This window comes from Streptomyces sp. NPDC048270 (assembly GCF_040652335.1).
Lineage (GTDB): Bacteria > Actinomycetota > Actinomycetes > Streptomycetales > Streptomycetaceae > Streptomyces.
On the sequence record NZ_JBEZLV010000004.1, the window covers coordinates 123,894 to 142,321 of the forward strand.

Consider the following 18,428-nt stretch of genomic DNA (forward strand, 5'->3'; position numbering starts at 1 on the left):
TCCTTCACAGATGGCGACGTCGCTGCGCGGCTTGCCGGTCGTACTCTTCACGGGCCTCGGCCGCCGCCTTGCGGGTCGCGGTCTCGGCCACAGGAACATCCCACCACGCCTGTGCGGGGGGTGGGCCCGACACAGTGTCGGGCGTTCGGGTCTGTGTGTAGACACATGTGGGACGGCTCGCCGAGCGGGCCTCCGCGAGGGCTTCGCGCAGGTCACGCACGGTCCGGGCGCGGATGACGGCCATCCCGAGGGAGGCCGCGTTGGCCGCGAGGTCCACCGGAAGGGGCTCGCCCGTGTACGTGGTGTCGGGCCCCCGGAAGCGGTACGCGGTGCCGAAGCCCTCGCCGCCCACCGCCCCCGACAGGCCGCCGATGGAGGCGTAGCCCCGGTTGTCCAGGATGACCATCCTGAGCGGGACGCCCTCCTGGACCGCCGTGACGATCTCGGTCGGGTTCATCAGGTACGTGCCGTCGCCGACCAGCGCCCAGACCGGGCGGCCGGGCGCGGCGAGGGCGACGCCGATCGCGGCGGGGATCTCGTAGCCCATGCAGGAGTAGCCGTACTCCACGTGGTACTGGTCCGCCGAGCGGGCCCGCCACAGCTTGTGCAGGTCGCCGGGGAGCGAGCCGGCCGCGTTGACCAGGATGTCGGTGTCGTCGACGAGGGCGTCGAGCAGCCCGAGGACCTGGGCCTGGGTGGGCGGGAGGTCGTCCTCGGGGGCGGCGAAGGCCAGGTCGACGCGGGCCTCCCAGTCCGCCTTCCGCTCCCCGTACGCCGCCTCGTACGCGGGGTCCACGCGGTGGCCGGCGAGCGCCGCCCGGAGCTCGTCGAGCCCCTCGCGGGCGTCGGCGACCAGGGGCAGGGCGGCCAGCTTGTGGGCGTCGTACGGGTCGAGGTTGAGCCCAATGAACCGGACGGTCGGGTTCCTGAAGAGGGTCGCGGAGGCGGTGGTGAAGTCGGTCAGCCGGGTCCCGGCGGCGATGACGAGGTCGGCCTCGCGGGCCAGGTCGTCGGCGGTCGCCGTCCCCGTGTGCCCGATCCCGCCGACCTCGGCGGGGTGGTCGTACGGGAGCACGCCCTTGCCCGCCTGCGTCGTCGCCACCGGGATCCCGGTGGCCTCGGCGAACCGCGCCAGGGCCGTCTGGGCCTCGCTGTGCCGGATCCCGCCCCCGGCGATGACCAGGGGGCGGGCGGCCGACCGTACGGCCCGGGCCGCCGCGGCCAGCTCGGCGCGGTCGGGCCGGGGCCGGCGCACGCCCCACACCCGTTCGGCGAAGAACTCCTCGGGCCAGTCGTACGCCTCCGCCTGGACGTCCTGCGGCAGCGCGAGGGTGACGGCCCCGGTCTGGACGGGGTCGGTGAGGACGCGCACGGCCTGGAGGGCGGCCGGGATCAGGGCCTCGGGGCGGGTGATCCGGTCGAAGTGGCGGGAGACGGGCCGCAGGGCGTCGTTGACGGACAGGTCTCCCGCGTACGGCACCTCCAGCTGCTGGAGCACGGGGTCGGCGGGCCGGGTGGCGAAGGTGTCCCCGGGCAGCAGGAGCACCGGGATCCGGTTGATCGTGGCGAGGGCGGCGCCGGTGACGAGGTTGGTGGCGCCGGGCCCGATGGAGGTGGTCACGGCGTGGGCGGACAGCCGCCCGCTCTGCCGGGCGTACCCGACGGCGGCGTGCACCATGGCCTGCTCGTTGCGGCCCTGGAGGAAGGGCATGGACCGGGGGCCGGTCTCCAGCAGGGCCTGGCCGATGCCCGCCACGTTCCCGTGCCCGAAGATCCCCCAGGTGGCCGCGATGAGCCGGTGGCGCCGGCCGTCGCGTTCGGTGTACTGGCGGGCGAGGAAGGCGACGAGGGCCTGGGCGACGGTGAGTTTCATCGGGGTGCCTCCGTCTGCGGGGCCGCCTCGGGGGCCTGGGGGTAGGGCAGCCGGGGGTCGATGTCCTGCCCCGGCCAGGTGGCGCGGATCCAGCCGTGGTCGGGGTGGTCCCGGATCAGCCACTCGCGGGTCGGGCCCGGCCCCGCCATCACGTTGAGGTAGTACATGTCGTGCCCGGGGGCGGCGATGGAGGGCCCGTGCCAGCCGTCCGGGATGAGCACGGCGTCGCCGGTGCGCACCTCCGCGAGGACGTCGGTCTTCCCGGCCGGGGAGGGCGAGACCCGCTGGTAGCCGAGGCCGGGGGTGCTCCCGTGCGGGGCGATCTCGAAGTAGTAGATCTCCTCGAGGCGGGACTCCTCGCCGGGGTGGTGCTCGTCGTGCTTGTGGGGCGGGTACGAGGACCAGTTCCCGCCGGGGGTGAGCACCTCGACGGCGATGAGCCGGTCGCACGGGAAGCCGGCCGGGCCGGCGGCGGCGAAGTTGTTGACCTGGCGGGAGCACTGGCCGGCGCCGCGCAGCTCGACGGGGACGGCCCCGGCCGGGCCGTACCGGGCCGGCAGCACGTTGTCGCACCGTGCCCCGGCGAGGGCGAACCGCCCTCCTTCGACCGAGGTGACCTCCGCGTGCCCGTCCCTGGGCAGGTAGGCGAAGTCGGTGGGTCCGTGGAACACCCCGGCCCGCCCGCGCAGTTCGAACACCTGCGACGCCGCTGCGCGGGCGCTGCCCCCGGACCCCCGCGCCTCGAACGCCGGCGGGGCTGAGAATGACCGGGCGGCCGCATCAGCCACATCCAGCCCCTCCGGCGTTTGAGGAGCGGGGTCTGGGGCGGAGCCCCAGCAGCGGACCTGGCAGGCGCCCGAGAGGGGCAGCACGATCCACTCCGCCTCGCCGCACGCGTGCTCGTAGACCTCCCCCGGCGCCAGGTCGAGCACCACCAGCCTCGTCCACTCCATCCCCCACTCAGACACCACCGGCACGGCCCAGCACCTCCTCGACCTCGTCGGAGACCGGCATGGCTGACGCGCACGCCAGCCGGGAGGCCACGATCGCCCCGGCCGCGTTCGCGTACCGCATGACCGCCGCCAGGTCCCACCCGGCGAGCAGCCCGTGGCACAGGGCGCCCCCGAACGCGTCCCCGGCCCCCAGCCCGTTCACCACCCGGACGGGAACCGGCGGGACCTCCGCCACCGTCCCGTCGCGGTGGACCGCCAGCACGCCCTCCGGGCCCCGTTTGACCACCGCCAGTTCCACCCCGGCGGCGAGCAGCGCCCGCGCCGCCGCGTACGGATCCGACTCGCCGGTGGCGATCTCGCACTCCTCGGCGTTGCCGACGGCCACCGTCGCCAGCGCCAGCGCCCGCTCGTAGTGGACGCCGGGCTTCTCGCGCCACAGCGTCGGCCGCCAGTCCAGGTCGAAGACGGTGGTCCCGGACTTCGCGCGGGCCTCCAGGGCGGCCAGCGTGGCGGTGCGGCTCGGCTCCTCGCTCAGGCCGGTGCCCGTCATCCAGAACACCCGGGCCCCGCGGATCGCCGCCAGGTCCAGCTCCTCCGCCGCGATCTGGAGATCGGGGGCCTTGGGCAGCCGGTAGAAGTACAGCGGGAAGCGGTCGGGCGGGAAGATCTCGCAGAAGGTGATCGGGGTGGGATGGCCGGCCACCTCGGCCACCCACCGCCCGTCCACCCCGAACGTGCGCAGCTCGGACCGCAGGTAGGTGCCGAACGGATCCGCGCCGGTGCGGCTGATCAGCGCCGCGCGGCGGCCCAGCCGGGCGGCCGCGACGGCCACGTTGGCCGGGGAGCCGCCCAGGAACTTGCCGAAGGTGTCCGCCTCCGCCAGTGGTACGCCGGTCGTCAACGGGTAGAGATCCACCCCGATGCGCCCCATCGTGATCAGGTCGAACGCGAACCCGTCACCGCTCACAGTCAGTCCTCCCGCTGGTCCCACCGTCTTCAACGTCCCTTCGAGCCTCGCACCCTAAGGTGGCCGCTATGACGTCCTCCCCGCCCGCGTTGACCCGTATCCGCGTCGGTTCGGCTCCGGACTCCTGGGGTGTCTGGTTTCCCGACGACCCCGCCCAGACCCCCTGGGAGCGGTTCCTCGACGAGGTCGCCGACGCCGGGTACGCGTGGATCGAGCTCGGCCCCTACGGCTACCTGCCCACCGACCCCGCGCGGCTCGCCGAGGAAACGGCCAAGCGCGGGCTGCGGGTCTCGGCCGGCACCGTCTTCACCGGACTCCATCACGGGCCCGCCGTGTGGGAGGACACCTGGGAGCACGTGTCGCGGATCGCGGCGCTCACCCAGGCCATGGGCGCCGCCCACCTCGTGGTCATCCCGTCCTTCTGGCGGGACGACAAGACCGGCGCGGTGCTGGAGGACCGCACCCTGACCCCCGCTCAGTGGCGTGAACTGGCCTCCCAGACCGAGCGGCTGGGGCGGGAGGTGCGGGACCGGTACGGCCTGCGGATCGTGGTCCACCCCCACGCCGACACGCACATCGACACCCCCGAGAACGTGGCGCGGTTCCTGGACGCCACCGACCCCGGCCTCGTCTCGCTCTGCCTGGACACCGGTCACTACGCGTACTGCGGGGGCGACAGCGTCCAGGCGATCGAGACCTTCGCCGAGCGGATCGGCTACCTGCACCTGAAGCAGGTGGACCCGCGGATCCTCGCCGAAGTGGTCGCGGAGCAGCTGCCGTTCGGCCCGGCCGTGGGCCGCGGGGTGATGTGCGAGCCGCCGGCGGGGGTGCCGGCGCTGGAGCCGGTGCTGGCCGCGGCCCAGCGGCTCGGCGTGGACCTGTTCGCCATCGTGGAACAGGACATGTACCCCTGCGAGCCCGACCGCCCGCTGCCGATCGCCCGGCGCACCCGCGCCTACCTGCGCTCCTGCGGCGCCCGCTGAACTCCCGGGAGGAACACGACATGAGCAGCACCCTCGGCATCGCCGTCATCGGTACGGGGAAGATGGGCGCCGACCACGTCCGCCGGATCGGGCGGACGGTCGGCGGGGCCCGGGTGGTGGCGGTGGCCGACCCGGACGGGGACCGGGTCAAGGAGGTCGCGGGCGCCCTGGAGGGCGCCGTCGCGCACACCGACCCGGCGGCCGCGATAGCCGCGCCCGGGGTGGAGGCCGTACTGATCGCCTCCCCGGGGCCCGCCCACGAGGAGGCGATCGGGCAGGCCCTGGAGCGGGGGCTGCCCGTGCTGTGCGAGAAGCCGCTGACGCCCGATCCGGCGGGCGCGCTGCGCATCATGGAGGCCGAGCAGCGGCTGGGGCGGCGCCTGGTCCAGGTGGGCTTCATGCGCCGCCACGACGCCGAGTACGAACGCCTGAAGGAACTGCTGGATACGGGCGGGATCGGTCGCCCGCTCTTCCTGCACTGCCGCCACCGCAACGCCTCCTCGCCGTCCTTCTTCACCAGCGACATGCTGATCAGCGATTCCGTCGTGCACGAGGTGGACGCGGCCCGCTGGCTGCTGGGGCAGGAGGTCACGGCGGTGTCCGTACTCTCCCCGACCCCTTCCTCGGCGGCTCCGGAGGGGCTGCGCGATCCCCGGCTGGTGCTGCTGGAGACCTCGGGCGGGGCCGTGGTGGACGTGGAGATCTTCGTCAACTGCGGCTTCGGCTACCAGGTGCAGTGCGAGGCGGTCGGGGAGTCCGGCAGCGCCCGGATCGGTGACGGTCACGCGATGGTGGTGCAGTCGGCGGGCCGGTGGGGCGGGGAGATCGACCAGGACTTCACGGTGCGCTTCGCCGACGCCTACGACCGGCAGCTGCGGCGCTGGGTGGCCGCGGCCGCGCGGGGCGGGGTGGCCGGGCCGGACGCGTGGGACGGTTACGCGGCCGCCGCCGTCTCGGAGGCGGGCCTCGCGGCCGCGCGCACCGGCACACGCACTCCGGTGACGCTGGTGGACCGGCCCCCTCTCTACCGCTGAGCCCCACGGGGAGCGAACCCGGCGGCGCCCACCACCGCCGGGCCACTTGGGCATCCCTGTGCCGCATCTGTCACAGGGGTCGCCCTTGTGTCACACATATCCGCATGACGCGGGTTTTCCGTCACAGGCGGTCGACAGCCCCTCCCCTGCCCTCACCTCGCGTCGTTCCCCGGGCACAACCCGAGTGATCGTCAGTGTCCACGCGCCGGCTCCCCCGACGGCCTCCCGGCCGGCCCCGCGGCGTGGACAAGGAGGTGCGTCATGAGCGACCGACAGCTGTGGTCTTACAAGGAGATCGCCGCCCACATCCGGGTCCAGCCGGACACGGTGCGCTCCTACCGGAAGCACGGCCTGCTTCCCGCGCCCGACCACGTGGAGGGCGGCAAGCCCTACTGGTACGCCGATACGATCCGCGCCTGGGTGGCCCGACGCCCCGGCAACCGGGGGCGCCGCGAGGACTGACCCCTCAGCGGCTGCCGGACGGGGCCGCCGGGGCCCCGTCCCCCACGCCCCCCAGTCCCGCCGCCCCCGACCGCCCCCGCGCGTCGATACGGCTAGGCCGCCCCGGCAGGCACCTTCTCCGGCTCCGGCTCGGCCGCCGGCGGCGGCGGGGACCCCCCTTCGCTCAGCCCGATCTTCTCGTGCAGCCTGCGCAGCGGGCCCGGCGCCCACCAGGTGGCCTTCCCGGTCAGCTTCATGACCGCCGGGACCAGGAGGCTGCGCACGACCATGGCGTCCATCAGCACCGCCAGCGCGATCCCGAGCCCCAGCATCTTGGTGTTGGTGACCCGCGAGGTGCCGATGGCCACCATCACCACCGCCAGGATCACGGCCGCCGCGGTGATCAGCCCGCCGGTGCGGGCCAGTCCGCTGCGCACGGCGCCCTCGTGGTCCCCGGTCCGGTCGTACTCCTCCTTGATCCGCGATATGAGGAACACCCCGTAGTCCATGGAGAGTCCGAAGGCGATGCAGAACATCAGCACCGGCAGCGTGGTCTCGATGTCGCCGGTGGAGGTGAAGGCGAGCGGTCCGGAGAGGTTGCCCTCCTGGAAGACCCACACCACCGCCCCGAACATCGCGGTCAGGCTGAGGGCGTTGAGCAGGACGGCCTGGACCGGTATGAGCAGGCTCCCGGTGAGCAGGAACACCAGCAGCAGGGTGGCGAGCACCACCAGGGCCAGCGCCGCGGGGAGTTTGCCGGCTATCGCCTCCCGGGCGTCGACGAGCACCGCCGCCTGTCCGGTCACGGAGGTCGGGAAGTCCGCTTCGACCCTCCGCACCTCGCCGACGAGGTCCTGGGCCTGCTGCCCCACCGCCTCGCCCGCCGTGGTGAGCGAGAAGTAGGCGTACCGCGAGGGTTCCGCGGTGCTCACCGGGCCGTCGACCCGTTCCACCCCGGGCAGCAGGGCCAGCCGCTGCCGGTAGGCGGCGAGCTCGGCGGATCCGGCCGCGTCCTCGGTGAGGACGGTGATCCCTCCGCCGGGGCTGCCCGGGAAGGTGTCGCGGATCTGCTGCTGGACCACATGCGACTCCGCGGTCCTCGGCAGCTGCCGGTCGTCCACGGTGCCGAACTTCACGCCGAGGAAGGGCAGTCCGAGGAGCAGCAGCCCGGCCGTGGTGGCCACGGCGAACACCGGGGCCCGGCGCATCACCAGGGCGGCCGTCCGCGCCCAGCCCCGCCCCGCTTCCGCCGGGGCCGCGGCAGGGCGCCCGCGCCGCCACAGCCGCCGCAGATCCAGGGCGTTGACCCGGTCGCCGAGCAGCACCAGGGCTGCCGGCAGGAGGATCAGCGCGGCCGCCGCGGCGAGCATGACCACCGCCACCCCGGCGTAGGCGAAGGAGCGCAGGAAGTACATCGGGAAGAACAGCATGGCCGACAGGGAGACCGCGACGGTCAGCGCCGAGAAGAGCACGGTGCGCCCGGCGGTGCGCAGGGTGGCTCCGACGGCGGCCACCGGATCCCGCCCGGCGGCGAGTTCCTCGCGGAACCGGCGGACGATGAACAGGGCGTAGTCGATGGCGAGGCCGAGTCCGAGCGCGGTGGTCAGGTTCTGGGCGAAGACGGAGACCTCGGTGAACTCGGTGAGGCCGCGCAGCACCGCGTTGGTGCCGAGGATGGCCACGATGCCCACGCCCAGGGGCAGCAGGGCGGCGACGGCGCTGCCGAAGACGAGGACGAGCAGGACGAGGGTGACCGGCAGGGCGATCATCTCGGCGCGCAGCAGGTCCTCCTGGATGGTGGCGGTCACCTCGCGCTGGACCGCGGCCGGCCCGCCGAGGGAGACCCGCACCGGCCCGTGCTCACCCCGGTAGCGGGGGGCGATCCGGTCCAGCACCCGGGTGGCGGTCTTCTCGTCGCCCAGGACCCGGGCGGCGACGAGGGCCTGCCGTCCGTCCTCGGAGCGCAGGGCGGGCAGCCGCGTGCGCCAGTACGAGCCGACGCCGACGACCCCCTGTTCGGCGGCGAGCCGCGCCGTCAGCCGCTCCGCTTCGGCGGCGACGGCGGGATCGTCCACCCCGGCTGTCCCCGGGCCGGAGTCGACGAGCAGCAGCAGATTGGGCTGGGAGGCCGGGAACTCGCGCTCCAGGGCCTTGGCGGCGTAGGTGGACCGGGCATCCGGGTCCTCCCAGCCGCCGCTGCCCATCCGTTCGGCGGCGCCGCCGCCCGCGAACACGGCCAGGGCCGTGACCAGCAGGGCGAGCAGCAGCGAGAGCCGCGGCCTGGCCGTGACGAACCGGGTCCACCTGCCGGCCTCCCCGGGCGACGGCGGATTCTTGACTTCGGACATGACTCGGTGTCCCCTTCACCGTGATTGCCAGGCCGAATAGACTGGCAAACACGAGCAATCGCTCGCGTTCCCTCAGAATGCGAGCGATCACTCGCGTTTGTCAATCACCCACGGGAAGCAAGGGATTGGACATGCCGGGAACTCCCACGGGCAAAACCACCGAAAGCGCGGAAACCGCCACGCCGCGACGCCGCCAGGCACGGGGCGAGCGCCGCGTCTCCCAGCTCCTGGCCGCCGCCGCGGGGGTGTTCTGCCGCACGGGCTACGCCGCGGCCAGCACCAACGCCATCGCCCGCGAGGCCGGCGTCTCGCCGGGCACGCTCTACCAGTTCTTCCCGAACAAGGAGGCCATCGCGGTCGAGCTCGGCGGCCAGCTGCTCCAGCGCGCCCACGAGACGCACGGACAGGCCTTCCTGCCCGAGAACCTCCAGCGACCCCTGCCCGAACTGCTGGACGCCGTCCTGGACCCGCTCATCGCCTTCAACTGCGAGAACCCGGCCTTCTGGGCGCTCATGCACGGCTCCGGCATCCCGGGCGCCGTGAACCAGGAGCACGAGGAGCTGCACTCCGGCCTGCTCACCCGGGTCGAGGGCGTGCTGCACTCCTTCTGCCCGCAGGCCACGCCCGCCGAGCTCACCCACACCTCGAACATGGTCCTGGGCATCTTCAAGTCCTCGCTGGACCTGATCCTGGCCCACGAGGGCGCCGACCGCGAGGCCTACACCGCGGAGCTGAAGACCGTGCTGCTGCGCTACCTGGAGCCGATGGTCACCACGACTCGCTCCCCCTGACCCGCTCCGCGCGCCCGGCCCGCGCGGAGCCGCCCGCGCCACCCTCGCCGCCCGCCCCCCGCCCGGACCGGCTCCCGGCCCGCAGCCGCAGCCCCGCCAGCGGGAACACCAGCACGGACAGCATTCCGGCGCCCACCAGCGCCGCCGCCTCCCCGGGCTCCACCTGCCCGGCCTCCACGCCCAGCGTGGTGATCGCCACCACCAGCGGCAGGGCGGTGGACCCGAACAGCACCAGCGCCGACCTGTCCCTCCGCCCCAGGTCCCGCGGGGCCAGCAGCCACATCGGCAGCCCCCGCACCAGCAGGAAGAGCAGCAGGAACACCGGCAGCAGCAGGAGCACCCGGCCGCCGCCCAGCAGCGCCTCCAGGTCGAACTCGATCCCGGTGACCACGAAGAACAGCGGCACCAGGAAGCCGAAGCCCATGGCCTCCACCTTCGACAGCACGGTCTCGCTGCTCTCCGGCGCGGCCCCCTGGAGCACCAGCCGGGTCACCAGCCCGGCCGCGAAGGCCCCGAGCAGGATGTCGAGCCCGAGCACCTGGGCCAGCCCCAGCATCCCCACCAGCAGCAGCACCACCAGGCGCACCGCGAACTGCGCACTGCTGTGCAGGGTCTTGGCGATGACATTCGAGAACCAGGGCGGCTTGGGCCGCAGGGCCCAGAACACCGCCGCCGCCGTCAGCACCGCGAAGGCCGCCAGCAGGGCCGCCGAGCGCCCCGGGGCCCGGCCGCTCAGCAGCAGCGCCATGGCGATGATCGGCCCGAACTCGCCGACCGATCCCATCGCCATCATCACGGAGCCGAACCGGCTCTGGAGGTCCCCGGCATCGCGCAGCACCGGCAGGATCGCGCCGAGGGCGGTGCTGGTGAGCGCGGTGCCCACGTACACCCCCTTGTCGAAGCCGCCTCCGTGGGCGAGCAGAATCCCGATGCCCAGCCCCAGCGCGAGGGCGATCAGCCAGGCCCACACGGACCGCTTGAGGGTGTCCCCCTTGACCTGGTCGAACTGGATCTCGTAACCGGCAAGAAAGATCAGCATCGCCAGTCCGAGCTCGCTCAGCACGTCGATCACCTGGCCGGTGTGGGCCCAGCCCAGCACGTCCGGCCCGATGAGGATGCCGAGCAGGATCTCGAAGATCACCAGCGGTACGGGCAGCCAGCGCGAGATCCCGTAGGCGAGCAGGGGTGCCAGCACGGCGGCGGCCACGATCAGGACGAAGGTCCCCGGATGATCCATACGAGCCATTTACATATGGTTCATCCCATCCGGCCACCGCAAACGAGCGGGCGCGGATACTCGCATCGATACCCCCTAGGGGTATAGTCTCGAAGTGTCGGGAGGACGGTGGACTGACGGACCGCCCCCCGGCGACCGCACACGCCCCTGAAGAGGAGAACGACATGACCGCCGAGACGGACACCCAGACCACCACCGTCTACCGGGTGACCGGCATGACCTGCGGGCACTGCGAGGGCGCGGTGACCACCGAGCTCTCCGCACTGGCGGGCGTCAGCTCGGTCAAGGCCGTCGCCGCGACCGGCGAGGTCACCGTGACCTCCGCCGCCCCGCTGGCCGACGAGGACGTGCGCGCCGCCGTGGACGAGGCGGGCTACGAGTTCACCGGCCGGGTCTGAGCCGGCCCTTCCCCTTCGGCAGCACCCTGCCGGGGTGTGCCGGCCAGCTCATACTGGTTCCGTACACCCCGGCCCTCCCCCTGGAGCCGGAACATGACCAGCACAGTGCACGACGGGCCCATAACGGCGGTCGAACTCTCGATCGGCGGCATGACCTGCGCCTCCTGCGCGGCCCGCATCGAGAAGAAGCTGAACCGGATGGACGGGGTCACCGCCACGGTGAACTACGCCACCGAGAAGGCGAAGGTCTCGTACGCGGGCGGCGTCCAAGTCGCCGATCTCATCGCCACCGTCGTGAAGACCGGGTACACCGCCGCGGAACCCCCGCCGCCGGAGCCGGAACCGGAAGCGGACCCCGGCACCCCGCAGGCCGCCGAAGGCGTCCCGCCCGTACGGGACCCCGCGCTGGCCGCCCTGCGGGAGCGGCTGCTCGTCTCCGCCGGCCTCGCCCTGCCCGTGGTCCTCCTCTCCATGGTCCCGGCCCTCCAGTTCGACAACTGGCAGTGGCTCTCGCTGACCCTCGCCGCGCCCGTCGTCGTCTGGGGCGCCCTCCCCTTCCACAAGGCCGCCTGGACCAACGCCCGGCACGGTGCCGCCACCATGGACACCCTGGTCTCGGTCGGCACCCTCGCCGCCTTCGCCTGGTCCCTGTGGGCCCTGTTCTTCGGCCACGCGGGCATGCCCGGCATGCGGCACGGTTTCGACCTGACCATCTCGCGGACGGACGGCTCCTCCGCCCTCTACCTGGAGGTCGCGGCCGGCGTCGTCAGCTTCATCCTGCTCGGCCGCTATCTGGAGGCCCGCTCGAAGCGGAAGGCGGGCGCGGCCCTCAAGGCCCTGCTGGAACTGGGCGCCAAGGACGTGGCCGTGCTGCGCGGGGGCCGGGAGGTCCGCGTGCCGGTGGGCACGCTCGCGGTCGGCGACCGGTTCGTCGTCCGCCCCGGCGAGAAGATCGCCACCGACGGCGCGGTCGTGGAGGGCAGCTCCGCCGTGGACGCCTCCATGCTCACCGGCGAGTCCGTCCCCGTCGAGGTCTCCGTGGGCGACTCCGTCACCGGCGCCACCGTCAACGCCTCCGGCCGGCTGGTCGTCGAGGCCACCCGGATCGGCGCCGACACCCAGCTCGCCCGGATGGCCCGGCTGGTCGAGGACGCACAGAACGGCAAGGCCGAGGTCCAGCGCCTCGCCGACCGGATCTCCGCGGTCTTCGTCCCCGTGGTCCTGCTGCTCGCGCTCGGCACCTGGGTCGCCTGGCTGCTGATCACCGACGACCCCGCCGCTGCCTTCACCGCCGCCGTGGCCGTCCTGATCATCGCCTGCCCGTGCGCGCTGGGCCTGGCCACCCCGACCGCGCTGATGGTCGGCACCGGCCGCGGCGCGCAGCTCGGCATCCTGATCAAGGGGCCCGAGGTGCTGGAGTCCACCCGCCGCGTGGACACCGTCGTCCTGGACAAGACCGGAACCGTCACCACCGGGCGGATGACCCTGGCCGGCGTGCACCCCGCCGACGGGGTCGACGAGAGGGAGCTCCTGCGCCTCGCGGGCTCCCTGGAGCACGCCTCGGAGCACCCGATCGCCCGCGCCATCGCCACGGGCGCCGCCGCGCAGGCGGGCGAACTGCCGGCTCCCGAGGGGTTCGAGAACCTCGCCGGGCTCGGGGTCCAGGGCGTGGTCGAGGGCCACGCCGTCCTGGTGGGCCGCGCACAGCTGCTGGCCGACTGGTCGATCGCGCTGCCGGCCCCGCTCGCGCAGGCCAAGTCGGCGGCCGAGGCCGCGGGCGGCACGGCCGTCCTCGTGGCCTGGGACGGGGCCGCGCGCGGTGTGCTGACGGTGGCCGACGCGGTCAAGGACACCAGCGCCGAGGCGGTCGCCCGGCTGCGGGCGCTCGGCCTCACGCCGGTGCTGCTGACCGGCGACAACAAGGCCGTCGCCGAGACGGTGGCGCGGGAGGTGGGCATCGACGAGGTGATCGCCGAGGTGCTTCCGCAGGACAAGGTGGACGTCGTGCGCCGCCTGCAGGCGCAGGGCCGTACGGTCGCGATGGTCGGCGACGGGGTCAACGACGCGGCCGCGCTCGCCCAGGCGGACCTGGGGCTGGCCATGGGCACCGGGACGGACGCCGCCATCGAGGCGGGCGACCTGACGCTCGTACGCGGTGACCTGCGGGTGGCGGCGGACGCGATCCGGCTGTCCCGCCGGACGCTGGCCACCATCAAGGGCAACCTGTTCTGGGCCTTCGGCTACAACGTGGCGGCCCTGCCGCTGGCGGCCGCCGGCCTGCTCAACCCGATGATCGCGGGGGCCGCGATGGCCTTCTCTTCGGTCTTCGTGGTGACCAACAGCCTCCGGTTGCGGTCCTTCCGCTAGTGGATCACCTTCGCATCGCCCACACAGCTCCTTCACGGGAGACGCAGATCACAGTGATGCCAACGTAACCATCCGGGCCCGGCACGGGTCTAATGGGGCGGTGCCAGGAATGTCTTGGGGGACGTTCCACGGAGGTCTTGGGGGACGTCCGCACGGCACCGGCCGGCCGGGACGCGTTCCCGCGGGAGGCTTTGAGCGGCCCTCCCGACCCGAACGGGTCCCGGCAATCACCGACGCCCCGGCGCGGGTCCCGTGGGGGGAATCCGTACCGGGGAAAGGAAAGCGCCCCGACCGCCGACCCGTGGGGGGATCGGCGGCGGGGCGCTTTTCGCAAGCCTGGGCCCGCAGGCCCGAGCCGGTGTCCCGGCTCGGACACCCGGGCGCGAGAGCCTCGGGTCAGCGGGCCTCGACGGGCACGAAGTCGCGCAGGACCTCGCCCGTGTAGATCTGGCGCGGGCGGCCGATGCGCGAACCCGGCTCCTTGATCATCTCGTGCCACTGGGCGATCCAGCCGGGGAGCCGGCCGAGCGCGAAGAGCACGGTGAACATCTCGGTCGGGAAGCCCATCGCGCGGTAGATCAGACCCGTGTAGAAGTCCACGTTCGGGTAGAGGTTGCGCGAGACGAAGTACTCGTCGGCCAGCGCGTGCTCTTCCAGCTTGAGCGCGATGTCGAGCAGCTCGTCGCTCTTGCCGAGCGCCGAGAGGACGTCGTGCGCCGCCGCCTTGATGATCTTCGCCCGGGGGTCGAAGCTCTTGTAGACGCGGTGTCCGAAGCCCATGAGGCGGACGCCGTCTTCCTTGTTCTTCACCTTGCGGATGAAGGCGTCGACGTCGCCGCCGTCGTTCTTGATGCCCTCGAGCATCTCCAGGACCGACTGGTTGGCGCCGCCGTGCAGCGGACCCCACAGGGCCGAGATGCCGGCGGAGATCGAGGCGAACATGTTCGCCTGCGAGGAGCCGACCAGGCGCACGGTGGAGGTCGAGCAGTTCTGCTCGTGGTCCGCGTGCAGGATCAGCAGCTTGTCGAGCGCCGAGACCACGACCGGGTCCAGGTCGTACTCCTGGGCCGGCACGGAGAAGGTCATGCGCAGGAAGTTCTCGACGTAGCCGAGGTCGTTGCGCGGGTAGACCACCGGGTGGCCGACCGACTTCTTGTACGCGTAGGCCGCGATCGTCGGGAGCTTGGCCAGCAGGCGGATCGTCGAGAGGTTGCGCTGCGTCTCGTCGAACGGGTTGTGGCTGTCCTGGTAGAACGTGGACAGCGCGCTGACCACGGAGGACAGCATCGCCATCGGGTGCGCGTCACGCGGGAAGCCGTCGTAGAAGCGCTTCACGTCCTCGTGCAGCAGCGTGTGCTGGGTGATCTCGTTGCGGAACGACGCGAGCTGGTCGACGGTCGGCAGCTCACCGTTGATCAGCAGGTAGGCGACCTCGATGAAGGTCGAGCGCTCCGCCAGCTGCTCGATCGGGTAACCGCGGTAGCGCAGGATGCCCTGCTCACCGTCGAGGTAGGTAATCGCGGACTTGTAGGCCGCGGTGTTGCCGTAGCCGCTGTCCAGAGTGACGAGCCCGGTCTGGGCCCTCAGCTTCGAGATGTCGAAGCCCTGGTCACCGACGGTGCTCTCGACCACCGGGTAGGTGTATTCACCGTCCGCGTACCGGAGTACTACAGAGTTGTCGCTCACGTCATCCCTCACCGACGTAGTGCCTCTTCTTCGAGGTGCCCTGACTGCCTCTACCTTCCCCCATTTGGCGCAGGAGAGTGCACTCGGGGTCGGCCTTTGGTGCTTTCAACGGCACTCAGTGCCGTCAAGCTGCTCATCCTGCCCCCTCCGCCCCGGTGGTGGAACCCCAAATGATCGATCATCTAGGTGATGTTTCCCACCGGTATCCGGCCGGACAGCCTGGGCGCGACCGCCGTGTACCTCCTGCCTGCGGAAACGGTACGCACCGCCTGCCCGAGGGCCTTGCGGGACCCGACGAGGACGACCAGTTTCTTCGCCCTGGTCACGGCCGTGTAGAGGAGATTGCGCTGGAGCATCATCCAAGCCCCGGTGGTGACCGGGATCACGACCGCGGGGTATTCACTCCCCTGGGAGCGGTGGATGGTGACGGCGTACGCGTGGGCCAGCTCGTCGAGCTCCGCGAACTCGTATCCGATCTCCTCGTCCTCCTCCGTCCGTACCGTCAGGCGCTGTTCGTCCGGGTCGAGGCCGGTGACCACGCCCACCGTGCCGTTGAAGACGCCGTTGGCGCCCTTCTCGTAGTTGTTCCGGATCTGGGTGACCTTGTCGCCCACCCGGAAGACCCGGCCGCCGAACCTCTTCTCGGGCAGGTCCGGCCGGGCCGGTGTCATCGCCTGCTGGAGCAGGCCGTTGAGGTGTCCGGCCCCGGCCGGGCCGCGGTGCATCGGCGCGAGCACCTGGACGTCCCGCCGGGGGTCGAGCCCGAACCTGGCCGGAATCCGCCGGGCCGCCACGTCCACGGCGAGCACGCCGGCCGCCTCGGTGTCCTCCTCGGGGAACAGGAAGAAGTCCGGGAGCCCGTCCGTGATCGGGGGCACGCCGGTGTTGATCCGGTGGGCGTTGGTGACCACGCCCGACTGCTGGGCCTGCCGGAAGATCCGGGTCAGCCGGACCGCGGGCACCGGGCCGCCCTCGGCCAGCAGGTCGCGCAGCACCTCGCCGGCGCCGACCGAGGGCAGCTGGTCCACGTCCCCGACCAGCAGCAGGTGGGCGCCCGGCGCCACGGCCTTGACCAGTTTGTTGGCCAGCAGCAGGTCCAGCATCGAGGCCTCGTCGACCACGACCAGATCCGCGTCCAGCGGCCGCTCCCGGTCGTACGCCGCGTCCCCGCCGGGTTTGAGCTCCAGCAGCCGGTGCACCGTGGAGGCCTCGGCGCCGGTGAGCTCGGCCAACCGCTTCGCCGCCCGGCCGGTGGGGGCGGCGAGCACCACCTTGGCCTTCTTGGCCCGGGCCAGCTCGACGATGGAGCGCACGGTGAAGGACTTGCCGCAGCCGGGGCCGCCGGTCATGACGGCGACCTTGCGGGTCAGCGCGAGCCGGACCGCGTCCCGCTGCTCGGGGGCGAGGGTGGCCCCGGTCCGGCCGGCGAGCCAGCCCAGCGCCTTGTCCCAGTCCACGTTCTGGAATCCGGGCATCCGGTCTTCTTCTGCGCGCAGCAGCCGGCGCACCTGCCCGACCAGTGACAGCTCGGCCCGGTGGAACGGCACCAGGTACACGGCGGTCAGCGGGTCGGGCCCGCCCTGCGGATCGGGCACGGACTCCCGTACGACGCCCTCCGGGTCGGCGGCGAGTTCGGCCAGGCAGTCGATGACCAGCCCGGTGTCCACCTGGAGCAGCTTGACCCCGTCGGCGATGAGCCGGTCCTCGGGCAGGAAGCAGTGCCCCTGGTCGGTGGACTGCGACAGGGCGTACTGGAGCCCGGCCTTGACCCGCTCGGGGCTGTCGTGCGGGATGCCGACGGCCTGGGCGATGCGGTCGGCGGTGAGGAAGCCGATGCCCCACACGTCGGCGGCGAGCCGGTAGGGCTGGTTCTTCACCACCGAGATGGAGGCGTCGGCGTACTTCTTGTAGATGCGCACCGCGATGGAGGTGGAGACGCCGACGCCCTGGAGGAAGACCATGACCTCCTTGATGGCCTTCTGCTCCTCCCAGGCGGCCCCGATCATCCTGGTCCGCTTGGGGCCGAGCCCGGGCACCTCGATCAGCCGCTTCGGCTCGTCCTCGATGACGTCGAGGGTGTCGGTGCCGAAGTGCTCCACGATCCGGTCGGCGATCTTCGGTCCGATGCCCTTGATCAGGCCGGAGCCGAGGTAGCGGCGGATGCCCTGGATGGTGGCGGGGAGCAGGGTGGAGTAGTTCTCGACCGTGAACTGCCTGCCGTACTGGGGGTGGGAGCCCCAGCGGCCCTCCATGCGCAGGGATTCGCCGGGCTGGGCGCCCAGCAGGGAGCCGACGACGGTGAGCAGGTCGCCGCTGCCGCGGCCGGTGTCGACGCGGGCGACCGTGTAGCCGCTCTCCTCGTTGGCATAGGTGATGCGCTCGAGCACGCCCTCGACCACCGCCAGTTGGACCGCCTGCGCCCGCGCCCCGTTCGTTGCCATGACCCCGAAGCTACCGTCCCGCGCCGACAGCGGGGCAGGCCTGTGGACGGTGCCCGGGACACCAGAAGGGGGTCCGGCCTCACGGCCGGACCCCCTCACGGTTACCCCTCCCTCGCCGGACTTCCCGATCCCCCCAGATCCCCTCCCGGAAGTGCCGACGTTCCATACGACCCGCGATACCCGCGCAGGGTTGCACCGGGAAGCGGAGCTTTATGTTTCCGTTACCCAACTCCCCTCCGAGGTGCCGTCAAATCGCCGCAGAAGTAGCGTTTCAGGCATGAGCGAATCCTCATTCCAAGACGACGTGCTGGGCGAGCTCGGCGACGACCGGCTCACCGAGATCGCCGGCCTGCTCGGCACCGACACCGCCGGCGCCCGCGACACCGTCGCGCAGACGGTGGGCGCGATGACCGGCACCCTCCAGGAGAAGGCCGCCGCCGGAGACGACGACGAGGTCCGGCAGGCCGTCGCGGAGGTGGCCGAGCCGCCGCTGCAGGGCGTCGCCACGCTCGGCGGCGGCCTGCTGGGCGGCGGGCTGATGGCCGGGGTGCTCGCCAAGGTGAGCAAGCCCGTCGCCAACGCCGTCTCGAAGAAGACCGGGATCCCCGCCCCCGCCATCAGCCGGGTCATCGAGCTGCTGATCCCGGTGCTGCTGGCCGTCTTCGCCAAGCGCGCGGCCGCCGGCAAGGGCGCGCAGGCGGGCACCGCGGCCGGAGCCGGCACCCCGGCCGGAGCGGGCACCCCCGCCCCCGGTACGGCCGCCCCGGCCCCCGGCGCGGCTCCGGCGCAGGGCGGCGGCTTCGACCTGGGCGACCTGCTGGGCCAGCTCCTCGGCGGCAAGAAGTAGCCCGTTCGGCGGCCCGCGCCCACCCGGGGCACCTAGAGTTGGCGCATGGCTGAAAGCATGCG

General features: G+C 72.6%; 14 protein-coding genes. 7 read left to right on the forward strand and 7 right to left on the reverse strand.

Features of this window, described 5'->3' with window-relative positions:
• Nucleotides 1-4 precede the first annotated feature (4 nt).
• The 3 genes from iolD to iolC are packed head-to-tail and all read right to left on the reverse strand — an operon-like array spanning nucleotide 5 to nucleotide 3,793.
• Entirely contained in the window at nucleotides 5-1,873 is a 1,869-nt protein-coding gene (gene iolD, locus AB0D66_RS05580) for a 3D-(3,5/4)-trihydroxycyclohexane-1,2-dione acylhydrolase (decyclizing) (RefSeq protein WP_362297076.1), read from the reverse strand.
• Entirely contained in the window at nucleotides 1,870-2,850 is a 981-nt protein-coding gene (gene iolB, locus AB0D66_RS05585; protein ID WP_362297079.1) for a 5-deoxy-glucuronate isomerase, read from the reverse strand. Before iolB ends, iolD begins: the two co-directional genes overlap by 4 nt.
• Nucleotides 2,834-3,793 carry a 5-dehydro-2-deoxygluconokinase gene (gene iolC / locus AB0D66_RS05590; RefSeq protein ID WP_362297082.1) on the reverse strand — a complete coding sequence of 320 codons (960 nt, stop codon included), beginning with the start codon at nucleotides 3,791-3,793 and terminating at the stop codon, nucleotides 2,834-2,836. Before iolC ends, iolB begins: the two co-directional genes overlap by 17 nt.
• A 68-nt stretch (nucleotides 3,794-3,861) precedes the next feature.
• Here iolC and AB0D66_RS05595 point away from each other — a divergent pair, with 68 nt between their 5' ends.
• From AB0D66_RS05595 to AB0D66_RS05605, 3 genes are all read left to right on the forward strand, one after another.
• Nucleotides 3,862-4,776 (forward strand): sugar phosphate isomerase/epimerase, encoded by a 915-nt coding sequence (locus tag AB0D66_RS05595; protein ID WP_362297085.1) that lies wholly within the window; start codon nucleotides 3,862-3,864, stop codon nucleotides 4,774-4,776.
• Nucleotides 4,777-4,796: 20 nt separating this feature from the next.
• A complete protein-coding gene (locus AB0D66_RS05600) occupies nucleotides 4,797-5,810 on the forward strand; it encodes a Gfo/Idh/MocA family oxidoreductase (RefSeq protein ID WP_362297088.1) in 1,014 nt (337 codons plus the stop codon).
• 261 nt (nucleotides 5,811-6,071) lie between these two features.
• Nucleotides 6,072-6,272: a MerR family transcriptional regulator gene (locus AB0D66_RS05605; RefSeq protein WP_053674774.1), complete on the forward strand. Its 201-nt coding sequence runs from the start codon at nucleotides 6,072-6,074 to the stop codon at nucleotides 6,270-6,272.
• Nucleotides 6,273-6,364: 92 nt separating this feature from the next.
• Here the strand turns inward: AB0D66_RS05605 and AB0D66_RS05610 are convergent, their stop codons facing one another.
• Complete coding sequence (locus tag AB0D66_RS05610; protein WP_362297092.1) at nucleotides 6,365-8,599, reverse strand: MMPL family transporter; 2,235 nt, start codon at nucleotides 8,597-8,599, stop codon at nucleotides 6,365-6,367.
• Nucleotides 8,600-8,730: 131 nt separating this feature from the next.
• On the opposite strand from AB0D66_RS05610, the gene AB0D66_RS05615 reads away from it, so the two are divergent.
• Nucleotides 8,731-9,390, forward strand: a complete 660-nt coding sequence (locus AB0D66_RS05615; protein WP_362297095.1) for a TetR/AcrR family transcriptional regulator — start codon at nucleotides 8,731-8,733, stop codon at nucleotides 9,388-9,390.
• On the opposite strand, the gene AB0D66_RS05620 is transcribed toward AB0D66_RS05615, so the two are convergent.
• A complete protein-coding gene (locus tag AB0D66_RS05620) occupies nucleotides 9,368-10,627 on the reverse strand; it encodes a cation:proton antiporter (RefSeq protein WP_362297630.1) in 1,260 nt (419 codons plus the stop codon). The two genes, AB0D66_RS05615 and AB0D66_RS05620, sit on opposite strands and share 23 nt — an antisense overlap.
• 164 nt (nucleotides 10,628-10,791) lie before the next feature.
• On the opposite strand from AB0D66_RS05620, the gene AB0D66_RS05625 reads away from it, so the two are divergent.
• Both AB0D66_RS05625 and AB0D66_RS05630 read left to right on the forward strand, forming a co-directional pair.
• A complete protein-coding gene (locus AB0D66_RS05625) occupies nucleotides 10,792-11,025 on the forward strand; it encodes a cation transporter (protein WP_069920342.1) in 234 nt (77 codons plus the stop codon).
• A 93-nt stretch (nucleotides 11,026-11,118) separates the two neighbouring features.
• Nucleotides 11,119-13,392 carry a heavy metal translocating P-type ATPase gene (locus AB0D66_RS05630; RefSeq protein ID WP_362297099.1) on the forward strand — a complete coding sequence of 758 codons (2,274 nt, stop codon included), beginning with the start codon at nucleotides 11,119-11,121 and terminating at the stop codon, nucleotides 13,390-13,392.
• Nucleotides 13,393-13,788: 396 nt separating this feature from the next.
• Here AB0D66_RS05630 and AB0D66_RS05635 read toward each other — a convergent pair whose 3' ends face one another.
• The gene (locus AB0D66_RS05635) at nucleotides 13,789-15,078 is read right to left on the reverse strand and encodes a citrate synthase (RefSeq protein ID WP_030029946.1); all 1,290 of its coding nucleotides are present in this window, start codon (nucleotides 15,076-15,078) and stop codon (nucleotides 13,789-13,791) included.
• A 182-nt stretch (nucleotides 15,079-15,260) separates the two neighbouring features.
• Nucleotides 15,261-17,519, reverse strand: a complete 2,259-nt coding sequence (locus AB0D66_RS05640; protein WP_362297103.1) for an ATP-dependent RecD-like DNA helicase — start codon at nucleotides 17,517-17,519, stop codon at nucleotides 15,261-15,263.
• 277 nt (nucleotides 17,520-17,796) lie between these two features.
• Here AB0D66_RS05640 and AB0D66_RS05645 point away from each other — a divergent pair, with 277 nt between their 5' ends.
• Nucleotides 17,797-18,366 carry a DUF937 domain-containing protein gene (locus AB0D66_RS05645; RefSeq protein ID WP_362297106.1) on the forward strand — a complete coding sequence of 190 codons (570 nt, stop codon included), beginning with the start codon at nucleotides 17,797-17,799 and terminating at the stop codon, nucleotides 18,364-18,366.
• Nucleotides 18,367-18,428: the final 62 nt, after the last annotated feature.